The sequence below is a fragment of the Streptomyces sp. NPDC102451 genome (assembly GCF_044765485.1).
Taxonomy (GTDB): Bacteria; Actinomycetota; Actinomycetes; order Streptomycetales; family Streptomycetaceae; genus Streptomyces.
Map to the genome: position 1 here is coordinate 279,708 of NZ_JBIWKD010000007.1, position 20,874 is coordinate 300,581.

Genomic DNA, 20,874 nt, shown 5'->3' on the forward strand with positions numbered 1-20,874 from the left:
GGCATGACTATACGCATCTATGCAGTTTTATGCAAAGACCGTGGCGGCTCAGGAGCCGTATATCGCGCGCCCCGCGCGCACTCCGCAGCCTACGATCACCCGGTACAGCCGGGAGGGGCGGACATGGGTGACGACGGCATGGACGGAACGGTTGCGGCGGTGCGGCTCGCGGGCGGTGCACCGCTTCGCAGCACGCTCGACGTCACCGACCCCGGCGACTGGCTCGCTCTGGACGCGGGAGTGCGGCAGGCGGCCTGGTACCGCTCGCCGTCCCTGCCGGAGTGGGAGCACGCCGCCCCTCTGCCCGTCGACCTGACGCAGCTCGGCGAATCCCGGCTCGCACTCGCCCTCTGCCACCGCGACGGGCGGATCCGCCAGGACGCGGTGCGCCTGTCGGCCCGCCACCCCGGTCTGCTGCCCTTGATCGTGGTCCGCTGCACCGACTGGGCCGGTCCGGTGCGCGGGCTTGCCCGGCAGTTGCTGCGCGAGGTCCTGGACTCGGATGCCGCCGTCGGACTGGCGCCGTTGGTCCTGCGCGTCGGCCGCCGCGGCAGGGGCGACTTCGGCGTCGAGGTGCTCGGGGAGGTCCTGCTCGGGGCATCCCAGGGGCGGCTCAGGGCCCTCTTCTCCTCCCCGGACCGCGTCGTACGGCGGTTCGCCTACCGGCTGGCCCTCGACGCCAGGCTGCTCCGTCCCGCTGAGCTCGCCCGCGCGGCCGCTCAGGACGAGGACACCTTGATCCAGGACCTGTGCGCCACGGCGGCGCTCGCAGCCCTGTCCGACGAGGCGGCGTGCGGGGAGGTGCTGCCGCCCTTGCTGACCGCGCGTAACCCGCGTACCCGTTCGGCCGGAGTGACCGCGTTGCGGCGGGCGGGGCGGCCTGAGGAGGCTGAGCCGTTCCTCGGCGACCGGTCCGCGCTGGTGCGCGCTTGCGCCCGGTATGTCGTACGGCAGCACGGAGGAGATCCGACGGCCTGGTACCGGGAGCGGTGCACCGCACCGGACCGCCCCGGCGTGCCGCCCGGTGCGGTCATCGGGCTGGCCGAATGCGGACACCGTGCGGACGCCGGGCTGCTGTGGCCGTTGCTCGCGCACCCGGCGGCCGGAGTGCGAGCGCGGGCGGTGGCCGGGCTGCGGACACTGGATTGCGCGCACGCGGAGCGCTTGCGGCCACTTCTCGACGACCCCGCCGCCGGTGTCGTGCGCGAGACCGCCGTCGCCCTGCTGCCGGCAGCGAACGAACTGCCTGCCGACTGGCTGCTGGAACGCACCGGATCCGAGCGCCCGAGGCACATCCGGCTCGCTGCTTTTCGGCTGCTTGTCGCGCGTGACGGGGTCGTGGCGCTGCAGGCGGCGGTCGGGCTGTTGGAAGACCCGGATGTGAAGCTGCGCACCTGGGCAGGACAGTCCGTCCAGCGCTGGCATCCATCGGCGGAGGAGCGGCGCACCGACGTGGACGTAGGGGCACTGCTCGACCGGGGCCGGCACCTCTTCAGTGACTACGTGCTGCTGCGGCGTAAGTGGGAAGCCGGGGTGGGCGGCTGAGTCCGCCTGGGGATCCACGCTCGGAGGCCGCCCGCCGCACCCGCTCACAGTGAGCGGGTGCGGCAGAACACCGGTTACATGGTCCCGGGGCCGACGGAGCGCGGCGCGAGCGCGGATACAGGGAAGGACGTGAGCATCCATGGGTGAGATCGTCGACGAGATCAGCCGTGTGCACCGGGAGGTCGGCACACGTCGTGTGGCGTCGGGCGAGGCGGGCACGGTGCTGTTGCGGCGCACCTTCGACTCCGGTGCCGCCGAGGTCTGGGACGCCGTGACCTCGCCGGAGCGCATCGCCCGGTGGTTCCTGCCGGTGACCGGTGAGTTCCGCGCGGGCGGTCAATACCAGCTGGAGGGGAACGCCGGCGGCGAGATCCTGGAGTGCCTGCCCCGGGAGCGGCTGCGCGTGTCCTGGCTGTTCGGACCCGACCCCGGCTTCAGCGAGGTCGAGGTGCGCCTCGCGCCGGACGGTGAGGACCGGACGGTGTTCGAGCTGGAGCACGTGTCCGTGGTGCCGGAGGAGTTCCGGAGCCAGTACGGGCCGGGGGCGGTCGGGATCGGCTGGGACCTGGCGTTCCTGGGGCTCGGATGGCATCTGGCAGGCGAAGGGCTCAGCCCGGAGGACGCCGTGGAGTGGCAGACCTCTCCCGAGGCGAAGGCCTTCGTGGCGCGGTCGGGCGAGGAGTGGGGCCGTGCGTTCGCCGCTTCGGGCGCGGACCCGGAGACCGTGACCGCCACGACGGTGGCGACGATCGAGTTCTACACGGGGGCGTAGGCCGGCTGTCACCGGCCTCGCGCGGCCCCGTCCCGCAGCCGCGCGCCCGGCCGGCCCGGCTCCGTGGCCGGCCGGCCGCACGCGGGGGCGGGCACGTCAGTCGCGGTCGGCCTGCTCGGCCCGGGCCGCGTCGCGCTCCTTGATGCGCGCCGCTTCCTTGCGGACGTCCGCCTGGGTGGCGCGCTCCTTCTGCAGCCACTCGGGGCTTTCCTGCTTCAGGGCGTCGATCTGCTCGGTGGTGAGGGGCTCCGTGACCCCGCCGCGCGCAAGACCGGCGATGGAGACGCCCAGCTTGGAGGCGACCACCGGCCGGGGGTGCGGGCCGTTGCGGCGCAGCTCCTGCAGCCACTCCGGCGGGTCGGTCTGCAGGGCGTTCAGCTCGGCGCGCGAGACGACGCCCTCCTGGAACTCGGCGGGGGTGGCTTCGAGGTACACACCCAGCTTCTTCGCCGCGGTGGCGGGCTTCATCGTCTGGGTGGTCTGGTGCGACGTCATGGTGTCCAGGGTATCGAGCATGTGCGCCGCCTCCGACCACGGCCGGTAACCTGGCGGGGTGACAGGCTCGGAAGTACCCCCTGCGTTCCGGCTCGCCTACGTCCCGGGCGTGACCCCGACCAAGTGGGTGCGGATCTGGAACGAGCGGCTGCCCGGTACCCCGCTGGCCCTCGTCGGCGTGCCCGCCGCCGAGGCCGCCGGCCTGCTGCGCGACGGCGGCGCCGACGCCGGTTTCGTGCGGCTGCCCGTCGACCGTACGGACCTCAGCGCGATCCCCCTCTACACCGAGACGACCGTGGTCGTGATCCCCAAGGACCACGCCGCGACGGCCGTCGAGGAGATGGCGGCCGAGGACCTCGCCGAGGAGATCGTGCTGCACCCCCTCGACGACACCCTCGGCTGGGAGCGCCCGCCGGGCCTGCCCGCGCTGGAGCGGCCCGCCACGACGGAGGACGCCGTGGAGCTGGTGGCGGCCGGGGTGGGGCTGCTCGTCGTCCCGCAGTCGCTGGCCCGGCTGTACCACCGCAAGGACCTCACCTACCGGCCGCTGACCGGCGCCCCCGAGTCACGGATCGCGCTGTCCTGGCCGGAGGAGAAGACGACCGACCTGGTGGAGGAGTTCATCGGGATCGTCCGCGGGCGGACCGTCAACAGCACCCGCGGGCGCCCCCCGACGCCCCCGCAGCCCAAGGCCGCGCGCGCCGCGAAGAAGAGCGGTGGCACCCCGCGCAAGCCGGCGGCGGGCAAGACCTCCCGGGGCGGCTCCGGAGGCTCCGGCGGCGCGAAGAACCCCAAGGGCGGCGCCAAGCGCGGAAAGCCCCGCCGCAGGCCGTGACGGGCAGCGGGCGCGCCGCCCCCTACCCGTAGTACTTCGGAGCTACGCGCCGGATGCGCTCCTGAGCGGGACGCCGACCACACGGCCCGCTCCCTACCTTCGGTACCGGATTCGACGAGACCCGGTACGGAAGGACTTCCCATGGTGCCCCGCCCCAGGAGCAGCCGCGCGAGGCGCGCCCTGCTCGCCGTACTCGTCACCGCGGCCGTGGCGCTGCCGGTGTCGGGCGCAGCCCGCCCCTCCGCCGTCCCGGCACCCGCCCCGGCCGCCCTCACCCCGCTGGGCGCAGCCGGGCCCGCGGAGCTGGATGCCAGGTATGCGGCCGGCCGGGAGGAGATCCGGGCCGCGCGGGACATGGCCGCCCGCCACGGCGACCGGCGCCGGGCCGCATCGCTCACCGCCATGGCCCGCCCGGGCCGCACCTTCCTGATGTTCGACGGACGCGACGGCGGGCGGGGCGTGGAGGTCCTCGGCGATCTGTCCCGGGCCCGGCGCATCGCCGTACTCGTGCCGGGGGCGGGCGTCGACCTCGATCATTACGGGCGTTCACGGCGTGGTGCCGGGGCTCTCCTGGACGAACTGGGCAGCGGGTCCGCCGTGGTCGTCTGGCTCGGCTACCGGACACCGGCCATGCTCGGCCCCGCGGCCATGACCTCGGGCCGGGCCGACGAAGCGGCTCCCGGCCTGCGGGCCTTCGTACGGGAGTTGAGCGCGGCGACGCCCTCCGCCCGGGTCTCCCTCCTGTGCCACTCCTACGGCTCGGTGGTGTGCGCCCGGGCCGCGTCCGGACTGGAGGTCGCGGACATCGTGCTGTACGGAAGTCCCGGCACCGGTGCCGGGAGCGCCGCCGACCTGCACACCCGCGCGACGGTGCGGGCGGGCGTCGGCGGGGACGACTGGATCGTCCGGGTCCCCCATGTCGCGGTCCCCCTGCCGTTCGCCACCGTCGGGTTCGGGACGGATCCGGTGTCACCGGAGTTCGGCGCGGAGGTCTTCGACGCGGGCGATGCCGGCCACAGCGCATACCTGGAGCGCGGGTCCGTCTCGCTGCGCAGCATCGCCGGGATCGTCGCGGGGACGGCCGGGGGCCGTCATGCGTGACCTCGTGCGACGCGACGGTGTACGCGCCCTCGTGCGGCGGATCGACGCGGCGACGCCCCGGGACCGCGACCGTGCGGTCGACGCGCTGCGCGCCTTCGCCATCCTGGGCGTGGTCTGCGGCCACTGGCTGGTGACCGCGCTGGTCGCCGACAGCGGCACGGTGCACGGAGCGAGTCCGCTCCAGCACATGCCCCGGCTCGCCCCGGTCTCCTGGGTGTTCCAGACCCTCGCCGTCTTCTTCCTGGTGGGCGGACAGGTGGGCGCGAAGGGGTACGCGTCCGCCCGGGCCAGGGGCGAGTCCTACGGGCGCTGGCTGCGGATCCGGATGCTGCGCCTGTTCCGCCCGGTCGCCGTCGTGACCGCCGTGTGGACCGTGGCGGCCGGCGTGATGCTGGCCTCGGGCGTGGACGAGGGGACCGTACGCGCACTGGGCAAGCTGGTCTGGTCCCCCCTGTGGTTCCTGCTGGTGTTCGCGGCGCTGACCGCGGCGACCCCGCTGGTGGCCCGGCTGCACCCGCTGTGGCCGCTCACCGTCGTGCTGTACGTCGACCTGTTCCGGCTGGGGCTCGACGGCCCCGCCGCCCTGGGCTGGATCAACGTGGCGGCGGGCTGGCTGGTCCCCTACTGCCTGGGGGCGGCCTGGGCGCGGGGCGGGCTGGACGACCGCCGCACCGGGTGGGTGCTGCTGGTGGGGGGCACGGCGGCCACGGCGGGACTGGTGCTGTTCGCCGGATATCCGGCCTCCATGGTCGGGGTGCCGGGATCCACGCTCTCCAACCTCGACCCGCCGACGCTCGCCGTCGTCACCTTCGGCCTCGCCCAGTGCGGTGCGGCCCTGCTGCTGCTCGGCCGCCTGCGGCGGGTACTCGCGCGCCCCGCGGTGTGGGCGGTGGTGGCTCTGCTGAACCTGTCCGCGATGACCGTGTTCCTGTGGCACCAGACCGCGATGATCGTGGTCACGTCGACCGCCCTGTTCCTGGGCGGCCCGCTGCCCGGTCTGCACACGGTCCCCGACGGCCCCGGGTGGGTGTTCGCCCGGCTGGCCTGGCTGCCCGTGTTCGCCCTGGTGCTGCTGGTGTGCCGGTCCGCGTTCGGTGCGTACGAGCGGCGCGGCGGCCGTTCGACGGTCGTACGGTCCGGTTCTCCCGCCCTGACTCCGGAGTCGCACCATGTCTAAGCTGAGCGCCATGACGGGGGTCGGGGTACGGACGAGGGGTGCGCTGCGCGGGCTGCCGGGGAGGCTCCGTGAGGACCTGTGGACCGCTCCCGTCGATCCCGTACCGCCCATGGGTGCGCCCGGATCGCCGGTCTGGCGGCCCGCGTTCGCGATGCTGCTGCTGCTCGGGGCGACGCTCGTCGCCGTCTGGCACGTGCCCGACCTGGTGCCCCGGGGTGCCGCCGTGCCCGAGTACGCGGTGCTCCTGGTCGTGTGCCAGGCGCTGGCTCTCCTCGCCGGCATGTGGCAGCCCCTGTACGCCTGGTGGGCCTCGCTGATCCTGATGACCGTCAGCGTGCGGATCGCCGAGTCCGCGATGACGCCCGGCGAGCTGTTCCCGTGGACCGGTCCCGAGATGGCCTTGCAGGGCGGGGCGCTGTTCCTCCTCACGCTCCGGGTCCATCCGCGCCGGGCGGTCCTCGCGCTCGCGCTGAGTCTGCTGGCAGGGCTGTTGAGCAGCGCCTTCACCACACAGGCCCACCACTACTCCCTGGACATCGGCGCGCCGGTCGTCATCACGGCCGTGGGGATCGGTGCGGCGCTGCGCGCGCTCAGGGTGGCCCGCACCCAACTGGTCGTACAGTCCGGGCTCACGGAGGAGGAGCGGTCCCGCCGCACCCTCCTGGAGGAACGCAACCGGATCGCGCGCGAGCTGCACGACGTGGTCGCCCATCACATGTCGGTGATCTCGATCCAGGCGCAGGTCGCCCCGCACCTGGTCGAGGATCCGTCGGAGGAGCTCCGGGAGAACCTCGCCGGCATACGGGAGAACGCCGTGGAGGCGCTGGCCGAGCTGCGCCGGGTGCTCGGTGTGCTGCGCTCGGAGGACGCCGCGGCGGACGGGGTGCGGCACGCCCCACAGCCCTCCCTGGACAGCCTCGGCGAGCTGATCGGCACGGTGCGGCGCACGGGCATCGGCGTCGCCGCGGAGACGACGGGCACGCCCAGGCCGCTGCCGCCGGGCGTGGGGCTGTCGGCGTACCGCATCGTGCAGGAGGCGCTCAGCAACGTGATGCGGCACGCCCCCGGCGCGCGCGCCCGGGTGGAGGTCGGCTACCACTCCGCCGCCGTCACCGTCCGGGTCACCAACACCGCCCCGGACGTGCCCGCCGCCCACACGGGCGGAGTCGGACACGGGCTGCTCGGTATGCGCGAACGCACCGCCATGCTGGGCGGCGACCTCACCCACGGCCGTACCCCCGGCGGGGGTTACGAAGTACTGGCGACGCTCCCCCTGGAGGACCCCGCATGACCATCCGCGTGCTGATCGCCGACGACCAGATGATGGTCCGCCAGGGCTTCACGGTGCTGCTGAACGCCGAGCCCGGCATCGAGGTCGTCGGTCAGGCGGTCGACGGTGCGGACGCGCTGGAGAAGGCGGCCGAACTCACCCCGGACGTCGTCCTGATGGACATACGGATGCCCCGGCTCGGCGGCATCGACGCCACCCGGCGGCTCACCGAGGCGCCCGGCGCCACCGTCCGGGTCCTCGTGCTGACCACCTTCGACCTCGACGAGTACGTCTACGAGGCGCTGCGCTCGGGCGCCTCCGGGTTCCTGCTGAAGGACGCCTCCGCCGCCGAACTCGCCCGGGCCGTCCGGGTGGTGGCGGCCGGCGACGCCCTGCTCGCCCCGAACATCACCAAGCGCCTGATCGCCGAGTTCTCCCGGGTGAGCACCGGGCCGCGCGCTCCGAGCAGGGAGCGGGTCGGCGATCTCACGGAACGCGAGACGGAGGTGCTGTCCCTCATCGCGCAGGGTCTCTCCAACGCGGAGATAGCGGTGGGCCTGGTGGTGGCGGAGCAGACCGTGAAGACCCATGTGAGCCGGATCCTGGTGAAGCTGGGGCTGCGCGACCGGACCCAGGCCGCGGTGTTCGCGTACGAGTCGGGGCTGGTGCGCCCGGCGGGTTACTGAGCTGCGGGGAGTGCGTCGTACACCGCGTCGACCAGCGCCATCTTGCGCGGGTCGTCGGCGATGTTCGGGCCCATGCGGTTCATGACGTAGCCGAGCGCGATGCCCGCCTCGGGGTCGGCGAGGCCGCAGGAGCCGCCCGCCCCGTCGTGGCCGACGGCGCGCGGGTTGGGGCCGTACGACGCGTTCGGGCCGCTCAGCCAGAGGCCGAGCCCCAGCTCCGTCTCGTGGGCGAAGCCCGCTCCCAGCACCAGGTCCCGGCAGCTGCCCTGGCCTTCACGGACCCGCTCGGCCGCCTCCTCGGAGAGGATCCGCCGGCCGTCGAGGCTGCCCCGTCCGGCGAGGATGCCGTAGAGGGCGGCGACCCCGCGGGCGGTGCCGTGTCCGTTGGCGGCGGGGATCTCGGCGGCGCGCCACTCGGGTGTGTTGGCGGCGGCGGTGCCCGTGCCGGGGTTGAGCAGCGAGGCGATGGCGACCGGCTCCATCCGGGCGAAGAGTGCGGCCTGTTCACGGGAGACGGCCTTCGGCTGGACGAGTTCGGCGACCCGGCCGGCGTCCCTCTCCGGCAGCCCCACGTGGAAGTCGATGGAGAGCGGTCCGGTGATCTCCTTGCGCAGGAACTCCCCGGGCAGCAGGCCGGTGATCCGGCGGACGACCTCGCCGACGAGGAAGCCGTACGAGATGGCGTGGTAACCGGAGCGGGTGCCCGGCTCCCACCAGGGCTCGGTGGCCGCGAGGCGGGCGGTGGTCAGCTCCCAGTCGTAGAGCTCGGCCAGGGTGTGCGGATCGCGCAGGCCCGCGACCCCGGAGCGGTGCGAGAGCAGATGGCGTACGCGTACGGATTCCTTGCCCGCGGCGGCGAACTCGGGCCAGTACGCGGCGACCGGGGCGTCCAGGTCCAGGAGGCCGCGGTCGGCGAGGACATGGGCGCAGAGCGCGGTGGGGCCCTTCGTCGTGGACCAGACGTTGACCACGGTGTCGCGCTCCCAGGGGCGGGTCCGCTCCCCGTCGGCCCAGCCGCCCCAGAGGTCCACCACGGGGTGGCCGTCGAGCAGGACGGTGACCGCCGCGCCCAGCTCGTCACGCTCGGCGAAGTTCGCGGCGAACGCGTCGCGCACCGCGGCGAACCGGTCGTCACAGTGGCCTTGGATCTGCGGCACGGGCTTCTCTCCTCGTCTCGGTCCACGCACCGTACCGACTGGTCGGACCGGCGGGAAGACGCGGTACGCGCGTTCCTTCGGCCGGGTGACCCCGTCAGTGCGGAACCGCTTCGAGGCTCAGGCTCCAGCGGCCGGGCTGTCCGGTGATCGTCACGGTGGAGAGCGGGCGGACGTCGACGTTCCAGAACGTCGACGGCGGGGCCTTCAGGGCGTACACCAGGGCCGCGCGGACGACGGCGGGTTCGGCGACGGCGACGAGCGCGCCCTCGCGGACCGGGCGGGTGTCGAGCCAGCTCCCCACCCTGGATATGAAGGCGAGCAGCGATTCGCCGCCGTGCGGGGCGGAGCGCGGATCGGCGAGCCAGGCGTCGACACCGGCCGGTTCACTGGCGGCCACCTCGGACAGGGTCAGACCCCGCCAGCGGCCCATGTCGCAGTCGCGGAGCGCCGGCTGGACGAGGGGCGCGAAGCCGAGGGCGTCGCCGGTGGCGCGGCTGCGCGGGGTGGGCGAGCAGTAGCGCAGCTCGGCGGCGCCGAGCGGCACCAGCGCGTGGGCGGCGAGCTGGACCTCGCGCCAGCCGGCGTGGTCGAGCGGCCGGTCGTCGTCGAAACGCTCGGCGAGGAGGGCGGAGCTTCGTGCTGCGGCGACGAGGGACACCCGAACACTCATGGGCGCGATCGTGGGGCCGGGCGCCGCGCCGGTCAAGAGGGCGCCCGGCCGTACGCGTCCGCCCGTGTCTCAGCCCGTCTGGAGGGCCATCCACATCTCCGGCTCGGCGAGCGGGGCGAAGCCGAGCTTCGCGTACACCCCGTGGGCGTCCTTGGTGGCGAGCAGGAAGCGACGCACGCCGAGCGGGGCCAGCTGGTCCCGGACGTTGGCGACGAGCCGGGTGCCGAGGCCGTGGCCACGGGCCGCGGGGTCTACGTACACATCGCATATCCACGCGAAGGAGGCGCGGTCGGTGATCACCCGCGCATAGCCGGCCTGTTCGCCCGAACCCGCCGCGTAGGCCCCGAAGTTGAGCGAACCCTCCATCGCCCGGTCCTGCTGCTCACGGGTGCGTCCGAGGGCCCAGTAGGCGTCCGTGGACAGCCAGTGGTGGATGCGGGCCGGGTCGAGCCGGGCGGGGTCGTCGGAGATCTCGTAGCGCTGCTCGGCACTGCCGTCGTCGGTCATCCCGGGAGGCTATCGCCCGGTGTCCGCACCTCGTCGACGGCGGCGCGCAGCCGGCGCACGCCCTCGGCGATCTCGGCGGGGCCCGAGACGGCCGCGAAGCTCAGCCTGATGTGTCCGGCGGGGGGTTCGGCACAGTGGTAGGGGCGGCCGGGGGCGACGGCGACACCGGCGCGCAGGGCGGCGGCGACCAGGGCGGGCTCCTCGGCACCCGGCCCGGGGAGCCTGAGCCAGATGCTGCCGCCGCCCGACGGCACGTGCGGCAGGGTGAGTTCGGGCAGCCGGCTGCGCACGGCGGCGACCGTCGCGGTGCGCCGGCTGCCGAGTTCGGCGGCCACGGTACGCAGATGGCGCTCCCAGGCCGGGGAGCCGACGAGTTCGAGCGCGGCCTCCTGGAGCGGGCGCGGCACGAAGAAGCTGTCGACGACCTGGATCGCGCGCAGCCGTTCAAGCACGGGGCCGCGGGCGGCCAGCGCCCCGACGCGGAGGCTGGGTGACGTGATCTTGGTGAGGGAGCGCACATGGATCACGACGCCGTCCGGGTCGTCGGTGGCCAGCGGCTCGGGCAGCGGGCCGGCGTCGTCGTGGACGAGGCGGCGGGCGAAGTCGTCCTCGACGACGAAGGCGCCCGCCTGCCGGGCGGCCCGCACGACGCGCTCACGGCGCTCGGGGGCGAGGATCACGCCGGTCGGGTTGTGGAAGAGCGGCTGGCAGACGAAGACCTTGGCCCCGGTGGCGCGGAAGGCGGCCTCCAGGAGGTCGGGCCTGACCCCGTCGGCGTCCATGGGCACGGGCACCGGCCTCAGCCCGGTGGCGCGGGCGGCGGCCAGCATGCCCGGGTAGGTGGGTGATTCGACGAGGACGGGGGCGCCGGGCGGGGCGAGGGCCCGCAGCGCGGTGGCCAGGGCGCTCTGCCCGCCCGCGGTGATCAGGACGTCGGAGCCGGTGAGCGGGGAGCCGATCTCACGGGCGAACCAGTCGCGCAGTTCGGGCAGCCCGCAGGTGGGCGGGCGGCCCCATGCGCCGGGCCGGCGGCCGGCCCGGGCCAGGGCGGCGGCGAGGGCCCGCTCGGGCTGGAGGCCCGGGTGGAGGTAGCCGCCGTTGAACTCGATGACGCCGGACGGGGGTTCGGCGAGCGTGACGAGGACGCCCGAGGCGTCGACGGTGCGCGGCACGACCTCGGGTCCACCGCTCCCGCTGAGCGAGACCTCCTGCCAGGAGGTGTCCCCCGGAGCGGGCGCGGCGGCGCGGGACTCGGCCCGGAAGGCTCCGGAGCCGGGGCGGGTGACGACGAGGCCTTCGGCGGCGAGCTGTGCGACGGCCCGGGAGACGGTCACCGGGCTGACCTTGAAACGCTCGACGAGTGCACGACTGGACGGCAGCTTCTCACCGGATGAGTAGCGGTTCAGCTCGCCCCTCAGGGAATTCGCCAGTTCAGTGACGCTGCTACGCTCATGCATGACAGCACAGAATAGCACTACCGATCAGCCGACGATAGCGGTTGATGCCGCCCGGCCGACGGTGCGCCGTGGCCCCGGAAGCGGCGTCGTGCTCGCCGGGCTCGGCGTCCTCGCCTTCTCGCTGACCTTCCCCTCGACGGTGTGGGGTCTGGAGAGTTTCGGCCCCTGGTCCCTGGTCGCGCTCCGCAGCGTGCTCGCGGCGCTGATCGCGGGGTGCGCGCTGCTGGCGGGCCGGGTTCCGGTGCCGGCGCGCCGCCACTGGGCCGGTCTGGCTGTCGTCGCGGGCGGGGTGGTGGTGGGGTTCCCGCTGCTGACCACGCTGGCCCTCCAGACCTCCACGAGCTCGCACGCGGCGGTCGTGGTGGGGCTGCTGCCGCTGACGACCGCGCTCTTCTCCGCGCTGCGCACCGGCTCCCGCCCGCCGCGCGCCTTCTGGGCCGCGGCACTGGCGGGTGCGGCCGTGGTGATCGTCTTCACGGTCCAGCAGAGCGGCGGGGCGCTCTCCGGCGGCGATCTGTATCTGTTCGGGGCGCTGCTGGTCTGCGCGGCGGGATACACCGAGGGCGGCAGGCTGGCCGGGGTGATGCCGGGCTGGCAGGTGATCGGCTGGGCCCTCGTCCTCGCCCTGCCGCTCGCGGTGGCCGGCACGGCCGTGGCGCTGCCCTTCGAACCGGTGCACCTCACGGCGCACGGAGTCGTCGGGCTGGTCTGGGTGGCCGCCGGATCGACGTTCCTCGGGCTGTACGTCTGGTACCGGGGGATGGCGGAGATCGGGGTTCCGCGGGCGAGTCAGCTCCAGCTGGCACAGCCGCTGCTCACCCTGGTCTGGTCGTTCCTCGCCCTCGGCGAGGAGGTGTCCGCCGCCGCACCGGTGGCGGCGGTGGCCGTACTGGTGTGCATCGCGGTCACCCAGCGCGCGGGAAGCCGCGGGGGGCGCCGCGCGAGGGCAGTCGCGCCCGTCGAGTCATAGACTTGTCGACATGGACCGCCACCCGTGAGGAGGTCACTCCCGATGGAGGCACACACGGGCGACCGGCTGCTGACGCACGGCAGAACCGTGGGGCAGCACGACAGGGTCGCCGAGATCGTCGAGGTGCTCGGTGACGGGGGCAGCCCCCCGTACCGTCTGCGTTTCGAGGACGGGCACGAATCGATCAGGTCCCCGGGCCCGGACAGCGTCGTCCAGCACACCGCCCCCGAGGACCGGGACAAGTAGAGCGCGCGCGGGCCGGAGGCACGAGTGGTCCCCGGCCCACGCGTCCGGCGGCCCGGTCAGCGAGGTGTGCGGGCGCGCACCTGGTAGTGGTCGGCCACGACCCGGGCCATGGCCCCGATGGGGTCGGCCTTCACCTGCTTCGCGGAGAAGAAGATGTGCCCGCCCGCCTCCGGGTGGCCCGCGGCGAGGTCCAGGTGCCGCGAGAGCTCCGCGGGGTCCTGCCAGGCGGCGGGCTGGGCGGGGTCACCGGCCTTGTAGAGCGCTTCCCCCACGTACAGGCCGACACCGGTGCCACGGACCGTCTCGGCCCACCACGGCAGCAGCTTCGCGTAGTCGGCGGCGGCGAAGCCGATGTTCCAGTAGATCTGCGGGCAGATGTAGTCGATCCAGCCCTCCTTGACCCACTTCCGGGTGTCGGCGTGCAGGTCGTCGTACGTCTGCACACCGGCCGCGGTGTCGGAGCCCAGCGGATCGGTCGAGGCATTGCGCCACACCCCGAAGGGGCTGATCCCGAAGCGGACGCCGCTCCTGACCTCCTTGATGCGTTCGGCCGTCTCCCGCACCAGCCGGTCGGTGTTGTCGCGGCGCCAGGCCGCCTTGGTCGCGAAGTCCTCGCCGTACTCCTCGTACGCCGCGTCGTCGCCGAAGACCTGGCCGGCCACCGGGTACGGGTAGAAGTAGTCGTCCCAGTGCACCGCGTCGACGGCGTAGCGGCTCACGGCATCGAGCATCGCGTCCTGGACGAACTCCCTGACCTCGGGCAGTCCCGGGTTGTAGTAGAGCTTCCCGCCGTAGGGCAGGACCCACTCCGGGTGCAGCCGCGCGGGGTGGGAGGCGACGAGACGTGAGGGGTCCGTGTGGTTGGCGACCCGGTACGGGTTGAACCACGCGTGCAGCTCCAGACCCCGGGCGTGCGCCTCGCGTACGGCCGTGCCCAGCGGGTCCCAGCCGGGGTCCTTGCCCTGGACCCCGGTGAGGCACTCGGCCCACGGCTCGTACGACGAGGGCCACAGGGCGTCGGCGGTCGGCCGGACCTGGAGCACCACGGCGTTCAGCCGCAGGGAGACCGCCCGGTCCAGGTGCGCGATCAGCTCGGCCTCCTGGGCGGCTGCGCTCAGGCCCGGTGCCGAGGGCCAGTCCAGATTGGCGACCGTGGCGATCCACACACCGCGCAGTTCGCCCGTGCCCGCTCTTCGGCGCCGGTGCGGAAAGGATCCCGGCCTGCGCGCCGCGGCGGCGTCACCCGCCGTCATCAGCGCGGCCACCGTGCTCGCCGCACCCAACACCAAGGACCTACGGCCCATACGACGCATCTGTGTACCTTTCGTCTCACTGTTCCTGTGTGTCACGTCGGCAGTGCGTGACACAGATCATGCCCACCCCCGGGCTCCCCGACCCGCAGCTCACCGGAGCCGGATCGCGGAGTAACGTCGTGGGGTCGAGGCGGGCACCGGAATCAAACGGGACTGCCGCACGAAGATCAGCGAAAGGCACGAGGTGACGGACTCTATGGCCGACATTGCACGCGTCGGAGTGGTCGGCTGTGGCCAGATGGGCGCAGGCATCGCGGAGGTGTGTGCCCGCAGCGGCCTCGATGTCATGGTGGCCGAGACCACCGGCGAGGCCCTCGAAATAGGGCGTACCCGGCTCCACAACTCTCTCTCCAAGGCCGCCGAACGCGGCAAGATCACGCCGGAGGAGCGCGACGAGACCCTCGCCCGCCTCAGCTTCACCACCGACCTCGGCGAGTTCGCGGACCGTGACCTCGTGATCGAGGCCGTCGTGGAGAACGAGCAGGTCAAGACCGAGATCTTCCAGGTGCTCGATCAGGTGGTGACGCGGCCGGACGCGATCCTCGCCTCGAACACCTCCTCCATCCCGCTGGTGAAGCTGGCCGTGGCCACCTCCCGGCCGGACCAGGTCATCGGTATCCACTTCTTCAACCCGGCCCCCGTGCAGCGGCTCGTCGAGCTGATCCCCGCGCTGACGACGTCGGACGAGACCATAAAGCGTGCCGAGGCCGTCGTGCAGAACGTGCTGGACAAGCACGCGATCCGCGCCCAGGACCGGTCTGGCTTCGTCGTCAACGCCCTGCTGATCCCGTATCTGCTCTCGGCGATCCGGATGTTCGAGTCGGGCATCGCCAGCCGCGAGGACATCGACAACGGCATGGAGATGGGCTGCGCCCACCCGATGGGCCCGCTCAAGCTCGCCGACCTGATCGGCCTGGACACCGTGGCCTCGGTCGCCGACTCGATGTACGCCGAGTACAAGGAGCCCCTGTACGCGGCTCCCCCGCTGCTCCAGCGGATGGTGGACGCGGGCCGGCTCGGCCGCAAGACGGGGTCGGGCTTCTACCCGTACGCCTGACGCCCGTCCGCGGGCCCGGCGCTCACGGCGCCGGGCCCGCTGGCGCACGTTCCCCGAGGTCAGGGCCGTGTGCGGCCCCGAAGAGCCTTGTCTGCTACTGCCGACCCGCCGTCGTGCCGGAGCGCTATCGAGCGACGGCTCGGATGCGCGGGCCCGAAGCCCTGGGCCTTTCAGCGCTGTCGCAGCCTTCCGTGCTTGTACTGCGAAAACTCCCTCGGATGTCCCTCCGACAGAGCTGAAAGTCCCTGAAAAGTCCCTGGCGACTCGGACCCGGGACCTACGCATTACGAGTCGTCCGATCTTGCTCCACGGGCATCCGCCGGCGTCCTCCAGCGCGGCAAACTTCCTGTTCAGTCCGCCTACCGGCCCCTTCGCGGACGCGGATAGACGACTGCGGATACAGCGACCATGGACACCAAGACTGACACCGCTTCGTCCGGAAGCAACTCCGGCGGCTCCGCGTAGAGACGGCGCGGTCCCGAGCTGTTCCGATGGCCCGCCAGAGCTATCAGCTTGCTGGTGGCTTAACGAACCTTGGATCAAAACCAGGCATACGGGCTGATCATCAGCCTCCTGACGGTACCGTGACATGTCGGTGACAGCGCGTGCGGAGGAGGGGGCCGGTGCGACAGGATGGTGCCCGCAAGAAGACGATCAACCCGAGTGCATACAACGCCTTGGCCTATGCACTCTGGAGGGTCATTTGGAACAAAGACGACTTTGAACGCTATGTGCGCGGCATGTTGCAGGACCATACTGAGCTCCTCGCCCGCCTCGACTTCGGCAGGACCAAGCGCGAGACGTCCGGGCAGTTGGTGAACCTTCTCAGGGCCAACGAGACCCGCTACCTCGATGCGACAGTGGCGCTCATGCTCGACATAGCGGGCATGGACCGGTTCCCGAACCTTGAACGACAGGTTGATGGCACCGAGAAGGTGGCATTGGCCGAGGCTGCCGTGGCGGAGCTGCGGCGCTGGACTGGCAAGCAGCAAGAGCTCATCAAGGAGCATGAGACCCACGCTGCGGCTATCACCGAGAGCGCCAAGCAGGCTCAGGTATTCCGAGCATTCGCGGAGGCCCACGAAGACTTGAAGCAGCGCTTCTTCGTGATGCACAGTGCCACCGACAAGCACCAGCGAGGCCGAGATTTCGAGGGCTTCATCAACGAGCTGTTTGCACTCTATGACTTGGAGCCCCGGGCGTCATACGTCATGGAGTATGAGCAAATTGATGGCGCCTTCTCCTTCGATACGGACCACTACGTTCTGGAGGCTAAGTGGTGGGCGGACCGCATTGGCCGCCGGGAGCTGGATGTCTTCAAGACCAACATTGAGCGCAAGGGCAAGAACACCCTGGGTCTCTACGTCAGTGTCAACGGCTTCACTGGCGATGCCCTGGCGGTCTACAGCTTCAGCACGCCGTTCATCACGATGGACGGCGGCGATTTCATGGCCGTGCTCGACCAGCGCATCCGCCTAGACGAATTGATGAGCCGAAAGAAGCGTCACGCCAGCGAGACCGGACATTGCCACCTGCCGGTCGCAAAGATCTACTCAGAGTAGTCCACCAACCTCACCGAGCCCCATAACGACACCCTCACCGCGGCGGGGCCTGCGCGACCAAACGGCGTTCGCGGACCTGCTTCGTAGGTACGTTGACTGCCTCCCGTCGGGCCAACTCGTCGGCCCTTGACGTCTGTGCACGTCAACGGGCAGAAACCCGCCCCGTCCCCGTGACCGCAGGGATAGGGTGACCTTCGGTGATGGTGCAACACGGTGACGCGGTCGCGAGAGGGTGACGCAGAGAACATGGCAGAGGTGCCCGCGCAGATCGGCCGCTACGTGGTCGAGCGCGAGCTGGGCTCGGGGGGTATGGGAGAGGTCTATCTGGCCTATTCGCCCGGCGGGGACCCGGTCGCGGTGAAGGTGATTCGACGGGATCGCCTCGACCAGGCCACGCGCGCCCGATTCGAGAAGGAAGCGCTCATCGCGCGAACGGTCGTGGGTACGAACCGAGTGGCACGCTTCCTCGATGCCGATCCGTACGCCGAGCAGCCCTGGATGGCCGTCGAGTACGTCCCAGGACATACGGTTCACGAGCAAGTACAGGGCCGGGGCACGCTCCCTACCCCCCTCGTCGCCAGCCTCGGCGCGCTGCTCGCCGAAGGGCTCGAAGCAGTTCATAAGGTGGGCCTGCTCCACCGCGACCTCAAACCGCAGAACGTCATGCTCAGCGAGTACGGTCCGATACTGATCGATTTCGGTCTCGGGGCCTTCGTTGACGCTGACAAGGACAACCTGACGCAGGCCGGGATGATCATCGGCACCATTCGGTGTATACCTCCCGAGCAAGCGCTCGCCCGCACCAAGCCGAAAGAGCCTGCCGATGTGTACGGGCTCGGCACAGTGCTGCTCTATGCGGCGACCGGCCACTACCCATACGAGGGCGCGGACTGGCTCGGAATCGCCACTCAGGTGGCGGACGAGGAGCAGTTCCCCAATCTGGCCGGGCTGCCTGACGCCCTCCTCCCGCTGATCACGGCGATGCTCGCGTACGCGCCGGCCGACCGTCCCATGCTGACCGAGGTGACCCGGCAGTGTGTGGCACTCGTAGAGGATGCGGGGTTGTCTGCGGCACAAGCCCGCCATGCACTGGTAAATGCAACGGCTTCCTCCGAGGACAGTGCCCGCGCGGCGCAAAACAAAGGCCCGTCCTCCTCGGTGTGGGAACGCATCGAACAATTCGCGGCCCCGGTCGGCGAGACCAGCACTGCGGACGAGGACGACAACGACAGCCCGCTCGACCGTCCTCTCTCGGCCTCAGAGGACTCCGACGCTGAGGCGCCTGCCGATCTCACGAAAGACGTCGTGCGGGAAGCTGAGAAAACTCCCGATCCGGAGCCGCCGGCCCAGGAGCCGAGGCGAGGTCGGAAGCCGGCCTCTCTGACGGTTGCCGAGGATTTGCGGAAGCGGTACGCGATGCAGTCCACGCTGTAGCTCGCCTACCAGGCGCATCGTCCGCCGGAGGCAATGTCAGTGCACTGCGGTAAAACCACGGCGAATGATTGAGTCGCCGTACCTCACCTCCGGGGTTCTCCGGAGCGCATGCGAAACAGCAGTATGAAGGAATGGAGCGGCACGTGACCAGCGTGACGGAGACCGGTGACGGTCAGGGCGCGTTCGACACGGAGGACGCTGCGGATGAAGCAGTGGACTCCGCCGTTCCCGGCCCCACCGGGGCCGCCTCCCTGACCCGCCAGGCCAAGTACGCGCCGGGCGCGCAGGTCCGGGTCCGGGACGAGCAATGGCTGGTCAAAACCGTCACGCCGGTGGGTGACGAGGACTGGATGGTCGAGGCGACCGGAGTCTCCTCCTTCGTCCGCGGGACCGACGCCGTCTTCTACGACAAGCTCGACTACATCGAGGCCCTCGACCCGAAGAAGACCCTCCTGGTCCCGGACGACTCACCGAACCACCGCAAGGCCCGCCTCTACCTGGAGGCGGTCATCCGCAAGACCGCGCTCCCGCAGACCGAGCACGGTCTCGCGCTGGCCGACAACTTCCTCATGGACCAGCAGACCCACCAGCTGCGCCCCGCCGAGCTGGCCCTGTCCAAGGAGAATCCGCAGCCGCGGGTCCTGATCGCCGACGTGGTGGGGCTGGGCAAGACCCTGGAGATCGGCATCCTGCTCGCCGAGCTCATCCGCCGCGGGCGCGGCGAGCGCATCCTGGTGGTCACTCCGGCGCACGTCCTGGAGCAGTTCCAGCGCGAGCTGTGGACCCGCTTCTCCATCCCGTTGGTCCGCCTGGACTCCACCGGTATCCAGCGCATCCAGCGGGACATCCCGGCCGGCCGCAACCCGTTCGCGTACTTCAAGCGCGCGATCATCTCCGTGGACACCTTGAAGAGCGACGTCTACGCCCACCACCTGGAGAACTCCCACTGGGACGCGGTGGTCATCGACGAGTCGCACAACCTGGTCAACCGGGGCACCAAGAACAACGACCTAGCCCGCGCCCTGGCCGAGCACACGGACGCGCTGATCCTGGCCTCCGCGACTCCGCACAACGGTGCGACGGAGTCCTTTGCCGAGCTGATCCGGATGCTGGACAAGACGGCGATCGCGAACACGTCGGAGTACGAGGTGAAGGACCTCGGCCACCTTTACATCCGGCGGACCAAGACCGACCGCGAGGTCCGTGACTCCCTCAAAGGCAAGTGGGCCGACCGCGGCCCGTCCCGGCCGGTGGTCTGTGAGGTCGGGGCGAAGGAGCGGGCGGTCCTGGAGGAGCTCGCCGCACGGTGGACACCGCGCGATCCGGCCGCTTCTTCGGTGTGCGCGGACACGATGGTGGCCTACAACCTGCTGAAGTCGTTCCTGTCCTCGCACCGGGCTTTCCAGGACTCGGTCGTGGCACGGCGGAAGGTCCTGGAGGCTCCCCTCAAGGTCAGGAGGGGGCAGGATCCGGCGGCCCGCGAGGCCGAGCGCCGGATTGAGCGCGAGGCCATCGTGGAGCTGGAGCGCCTTGCCGCCGACATCGGCGACGATGACTCCGCGAAGCTCGACGCCCTGGTGCGCGAGCTGAAGGAGATCGGTGTGGGTCCGGGGTCGGACATGCGGGTCGTGGTCTTCTCGGAGCGCATCCCCACCTTGAAGTGGCTCGCCGAGGTTGTCCCGGCCAGGCTCGGTTTCCGGGCCGGGACCAAGCTTGAGGAGTCCGTGACGGAGTCGAAGCCGTGGCTGGCCTACGGTGGCGCGGTCCAGGTCATGCATGGCGAGGCCAGCAACGAGGACGAGCAGAAGGACATCGTCTCCAAGTTCGGGTTGAAGACCGACCCGGTCCGCATCCTGTTCACCGGCGATGTCGCCTCCGAAGGCGTCAACCTACACCAGCAGTGCCACCAGTTGATTCATTACGACCTTCCGTGGTCGCTGATCCGCATCGAGCAGCGCAACGGCCGTATCGACCGTTACGGACAGAGCATGGCCCCTCAGTTCCGGGCCATGGTCCTCACCGGCGATGTGGAGTGGCGCACGGGTGAGAAGGGCGAGCCGCTGCATCTGGACGACCGCCTGGTGGGCTCCAAGCTTCTGGCCCGTGAGGAGGAGGCGCACCGGATCGAGGGCTCGGCGGAGGCCGTCACCGGTATCTACCGGGCAAAGGAGGAAGAGGACCGTCTGACGCGGGACTTGATCTCGGGGCGGACGGTCGAGGAGTCCATCAAGAAGTCCAGCGGCGGCGCGAAGGCGATGCTCGGCCGGCTGATGGGCAATGTCGGTGCCAAGAAGCCGACCGATGACGTGCCTGTCGCCACGGTGCCGAGCCTGTTCGGCGCCACAGGTTCCACGGCCGCCTACTTCAACGAGGCGTTGCGCCAGACGTACTTCCCCGACAAGCCGGAGAACGTACTCAAGCTGCGACGTGAGGACGATGGCACGATCGCTTTCGAACCGCCGCCGGACCTGGTGTACCGGCTGAAGTCGCTGCCCAAGTCGTACCTGACCGACCAGGGCATCCTGCCGACCGCCAAGAAGGAGGGCCGGCTGCGGCTCACCTTCGACAAGGGGCTCGCGGCCAAGCGTCTTGAGGTCGCCCGGGAGACCACCGAGAGCCA

At 71.4% G+C, this 20,874-nt stretch carries 18 protein-coding genes and 1 pseudogene; 13 read left to right on the forward strand and 6 right to left on the reverse strand.

Annotated elements, in window-relative coordinates; all coding sequences use genetic code 11:
* Positions 1–123: 123 nt before the first annotated feature.
* A complete protein-coding gene (locus tag ACIRD8_RS18960) occupies positions 124–1,545 on the forward strand; it encodes a hypothetical protein (protein ID WP_403992467.1) in 1,422 nt (473 codons plus the stop codon).
* 139 nt (positions 1,546–1,684) lie between these two features.
* A complete protein-coding gene (locus tag ACIRD8_RS18965) occupies positions 1,685–2,317 on the forward strand; it encodes an SRPBCC family protein (protein WP_403992470.1) in 633 nt (210 codons plus the stop codon).
* 96 nt (positions 2,318–2,413) lie between these two features.
* Here ACIRD8_RS18965 and ACIRD8_RS18970 read toward each other — a convergent pair whose 3' ends face one another.
* Positions 2,414–2,833, reverse strand: coding sequence for a DUF5997 family protein (locus ACIRD8_RS18970; protein WP_403992473.1), 420 nt, complete (start codon positions 2,831–2,833; stop codon positions 2,414–2,416).
* Between the two features lie 37 nt (positions 2,834–2,870).
* Between ACIRD8_RS18970 and ACIRD8_RS18975 the strand changes: the two genes are divergently transcribed.
* The 5 genes from ACIRD8_RS18975 to ACIRD8_RS18995 all read left to right on the forward strand — a co-directional run bounded on the left by ACIRD8_RS18975 (position 2,871) and on the right by ACIRD8_RS18995 (position 7,881).
* Positions 2,871–3,647: a LysR family substrate-binding domain-containing protein gene (locus tag ACIRD8_RS18975; protein ID WP_403992476.1), complete on the forward strand. Its 777-nt coding sequence runs from the start codon at positions 2,871–2,873 to the stop codon at positions 3,645–3,647.
* A 141-nt stretch (positions 3,648–3,788) separates the two neighbouring features.
* Positions 3,789–4,748, forward strand: coding sequence for an alpha/beta hydrolase (locus tag ACIRD8_RS18980; protein WP_403992479.1), 960 nt, complete (start codon positions 3,789–3,791; stop codon positions 4,746–4,748).
* Positions 4,741–5,925: an acyltransferase gene (locus ACIRD8_RS18985; RefSeq protein ID WP_403992482.1), complete on the forward strand. Its 1,185-nt coding sequence runs from the start codon at positions 4,741–4,743 to the stop codon at positions 5,923–5,925. The genes ACIRD8_RS18980 and ACIRD8_RS18985 overlap by 8 nt, the downstream gene beginning before the upstream one ends.
* Positions 5,918–7,216: a sensor histidine kinase gene (locus ACIRD8_RS18990; protein ID WP_403992485.1), complete on the forward strand. Its 1,299-nt coding sequence runs from the start codon at positions 5,918–5,920 to the stop codon at positions 7,214–7,216. The genes ACIRD8_RS18985 and ACIRD8_RS18990 overlap by 8 nt, the downstream gene beginning before the upstream one ends.
* Entirely contained in the window at positions 7,213–7,881 is a 669-nt protein-coding gene (locus ACIRD8_RS18995) for a response regulator (RefSeq protein ID WP_403992487.1), read from the forward strand. The genes ACIRD8_RS18990 and ACIRD8_RS18995 overlap by 4 nt, the downstream gene beginning before the upstream one ends.
* Here ACIRD8_RS18995 and ACIRD8_RS19000 read toward each other — a convergent pair.
* The 4 genes from ACIRD8_RS19000 to ACIRD8_RS19015 form a co-directional block, all read right to left on the reverse strand.
* On the reverse strand, positions 7,875–9,038 hold the full coding sequence (locus ACIRD8_RS19000) for a serine hydrolase domain-containing protein (RefSeq protein WP_403992490.1): 1,164 nt from the start codon (positions 9,036–9,038) through the stop codon (positions 7,875–7,877). The genes ACIRD8_RS18995 and ACIRD8_RS19000 overlap by 7 nt on opposite strands.
* Before the next feature lie 94 nt (positions 9,039–9,132).
* Positions 9,133–9,708, reverse strand: coding sequence for a histidine phosphatase family protein (locus ACIRD8_RS19005; RefSeq protein ID WP_403992493.1), 576 nt, complete (start codon positions 9,706–9,708; stop codon positions 9,133–9,135).
* A 69-nt stretch (positions 9,709–9,777) separates the two neighbouring features.
* Positions 9,778–10,215 (reverse strand): GNAT family N-acetyltransferase, encoded by a 438-nt coding sequence (locus ACIRD8_RS19010; protein ID WP_403992496.1) that lies wholly within the window; start codon positions 10,213–10,215, stop codon positions 9,778–9,780.
* Positions 10,212–11,672, reverse strand: coding sequence for a PLP-dependent aminotransferase family protein (locus ACIRD8_RS19015; RefSeq protein ID WP_403992499.1), 1,461 nt, complete (start codon positions 11,670–11,672; stop codon positions 10,212–10,214). Before ACIRD8_RS19015 ends, ACIRD8_RS19010 begins: the two co-directional genes overlap by 4 nt.
* On the opposite strand from ACIRD8_RS19015, the gene ACIRD8_RS19020 reads away from it, so the two are divergent.
* Both ACIRD8_RS19020 and ACIRD8_RS19025 read left to right on the forward strand, forming a co-directional pair.
* Positions 11,671–12,642, forward strand: coding sequence for a DMT family transporter (locus ACIRD8_RS19020; RefSeq protein WP_403992502.1), 972 nt, complete (start codon positions 11,671–11,673; stop codon positions 12,640–12,642). The two genes, ACIRD8_RS19015 and ACIRD8_RS19020, sit on opposite strands and share 2 nt — an antisense overlap.
* A 42-nt stretch (positions 12,643–12,684) precedes the next feature.
* On the forward strand, positions 12,685–12,888 hold the full coding sequence (locus ACIRD8_RS19025; RefSeq protein WP_403992505.1) for a DUF1918 domain-containing protein: 204 nt from the start codon (positions 12,685–12,687) through the stop codon (positions 12,886–12,888).
* A gap of 56 nt (positions 12,889–12,944) precedes the next feature.
* On the opposite strand, the gene ACIRD8_RS19030 is transcribed toward ACIRD8_RS19025, so the two are convergent.
* Complete coding sequence (locus ACIRD8_RS19030) at positions 12,945–14,201, reverse strand: glycoside hydrolase family 10 protein (RefSeq protein ID WP_403992508.1); 1,257 nt, start codon at positions 14,199–14,201, stop codon at positions 12,945–12,947.
* A 196-nt stretch (positions 14,202–14,397) separates the two neighbouring features.
* On the opposite strand from ACIRD8_RS19030, the gene ACIRD8_RS19035 reads away from it, so the two are divergent.
* From ACIRD8_RS19035 to ACIRD8_RS19050, 4 genes and pseudogenes are all read left to right on the forward strand, one after another.
* Positions 14,398–15,258 (forward strand): 3-hydroxybutyryl-CoA dehydrogenase, encoded by an 861-nt coding sequence (locus tag ACIRD8_RS19035; RefSeq protein WP_403992510.1) that lies wholly within the window; start codon positions 14,398–14,400, stop codon positions 15,256–15,258.
* 623 nt (positions 15,259–15,881) lie between these two features.
* A complete protein-coding gene (locus ACIRD8_RS19040; protein ID WP_399475083.1) occupies positions 15,882–16,820 on the forward strand; it encodes a restriction endonuclease in 939 nt (312 codons plus the stop codon).
* A gap of 246 nt (positions 16,821–17,066) precedes the next feature.
* On the forward strand, positions 17,067–18,254 hold the full coding sequence (locus ACIRD8_RS19045; RefSeq protein ID WP_403992513.1) for a serine/threonine-protein kinase: 1,188 nt from the start codon (positions 17,067–17,069) through the stop codon (positions 18,252–18,254).
* Between the two features lie 569 nt (positions 18,255–18,823).
* A pseudogene (locus ACIRD8_RS19050) lies at positions 18,824–20,224 on the forward strand (SNF2-related protein); the annotation flags it as partial.
* Positions 20,225–20,874 lie beyond the last annotated feature (650 nt).

Excerpts from the sequence above, each read along its gene's own strand:
- ACIRD8_RS18960 (WP_403992467.1), top strand. The coding sequence starts at position 124 with ATGGGTGACGACGGCATGGACGGAACGGTTGCGGCGGTGCGGCTCGCG.
- ACIRD8_RS18965 (WP_403992470.1), top strand. The coding sequence starts at position 1,685 with ATGGGTGAGATCGTCGACGAGATCAGCCGTGTGCACCGGGAGGTCGGC.
- ACIRD8_RS18970 (WP_403992473.1), bottom strand. The coding sequence starts at position 2,833 with ATGCTCGATACCCTGGACACCATGACGTCGCACCAGACCACCCAGACG.
- ACIRD8_RS18980 (WP_403992479.1), top strand. The coding sequence starts at position 3,789 with ATGGTGCCCCGCCCCAGGAGCAGCCGCGCGAGGCGCGCCCTGCTCGCC.
- ACIRD8_RS18985 (WP_403992482.1), top strand. The coding sequence starts at position 4,741 with ATGCGTGACCTCGTGCGACGCGACGGTGTACGCGCCCTCGTGCGGCGG.
- ACIRD8_RS18990 (WP_403992485.1), top strand. The coding sequence starts at position 5,918 with ATGTCTAAGCTGAGCGCCATGACGGGGGTCGGGGTACGGACGAGGGGT.
- ACIRD8_RS18995 (WP_403992487.1), top strand. The coding sequence starts at position 7,213 with ATGACCATCCGCGTGCTGATCGCCGACGACCAGATGATGGTCCGCCAG.
- ACIRD8_RS19005 (WP_403992493.1), bottom strand. The coding sequence starts at position 9,708 with ATGAGTGTTCGGGTGTCCCTCGTCGCCGCAGCACGAAGCTCCGCCCTC.
- ACIRD8_RS19010 (WP_403992496.1), bottom strand. The coding sequence starts at position 10,215 with ATGACCGACGACGGCAGTGCCGAGCAGCGCTACGAGATCTCCGACGAC.
- ACIRD8_RS19020 (WP_403992502.1), top strand. The coding sequence starts at position 11,671 with ATGACAGCACAGAATAGCACTACCGATCAGCCGACGATAGCGGTTGAT.
- ACIRD8_RS19015 (WP_403992499.1), bottom strand. The coding sequence starts at position 11,672 with ATGCATGAGCGTAGCAGCGTCACTGAACTGGCGAATTCCCTGAGGGGC.
- ACIRD8_RS19025 (WP_403992505.1), top strand. The coding sequence starts at position 12,685 with ATGGAGGCACACACGGGCGACCGGCTGCTGACGCACGGCAGAACCGTG.
- ACIRD8_RS19030 (WP_403992508.1), bottom strand. The coding sequence starts at position 14,201 with ATGCGTCGTATGGGCCGTAGGTCCTTGGTGTTGGGTGCGGCGAGCACG.
- ACIRD8_RS19035 (WP_403992510.1), top strand. The coding sequence starts at position 14,398 with ATGGCCGACATTGCACGCGTCGGAGTGGTCGGCTGTGGCCAGATGGGC.
- ACIRD8_RS19045 (WP_403992513.1), top strand. The coding sequence starts at position 17,067 with ATGGCAGAGGTGCCCGCGCAGATCGGCCGCTACGTGGTCGAGCGCGAG.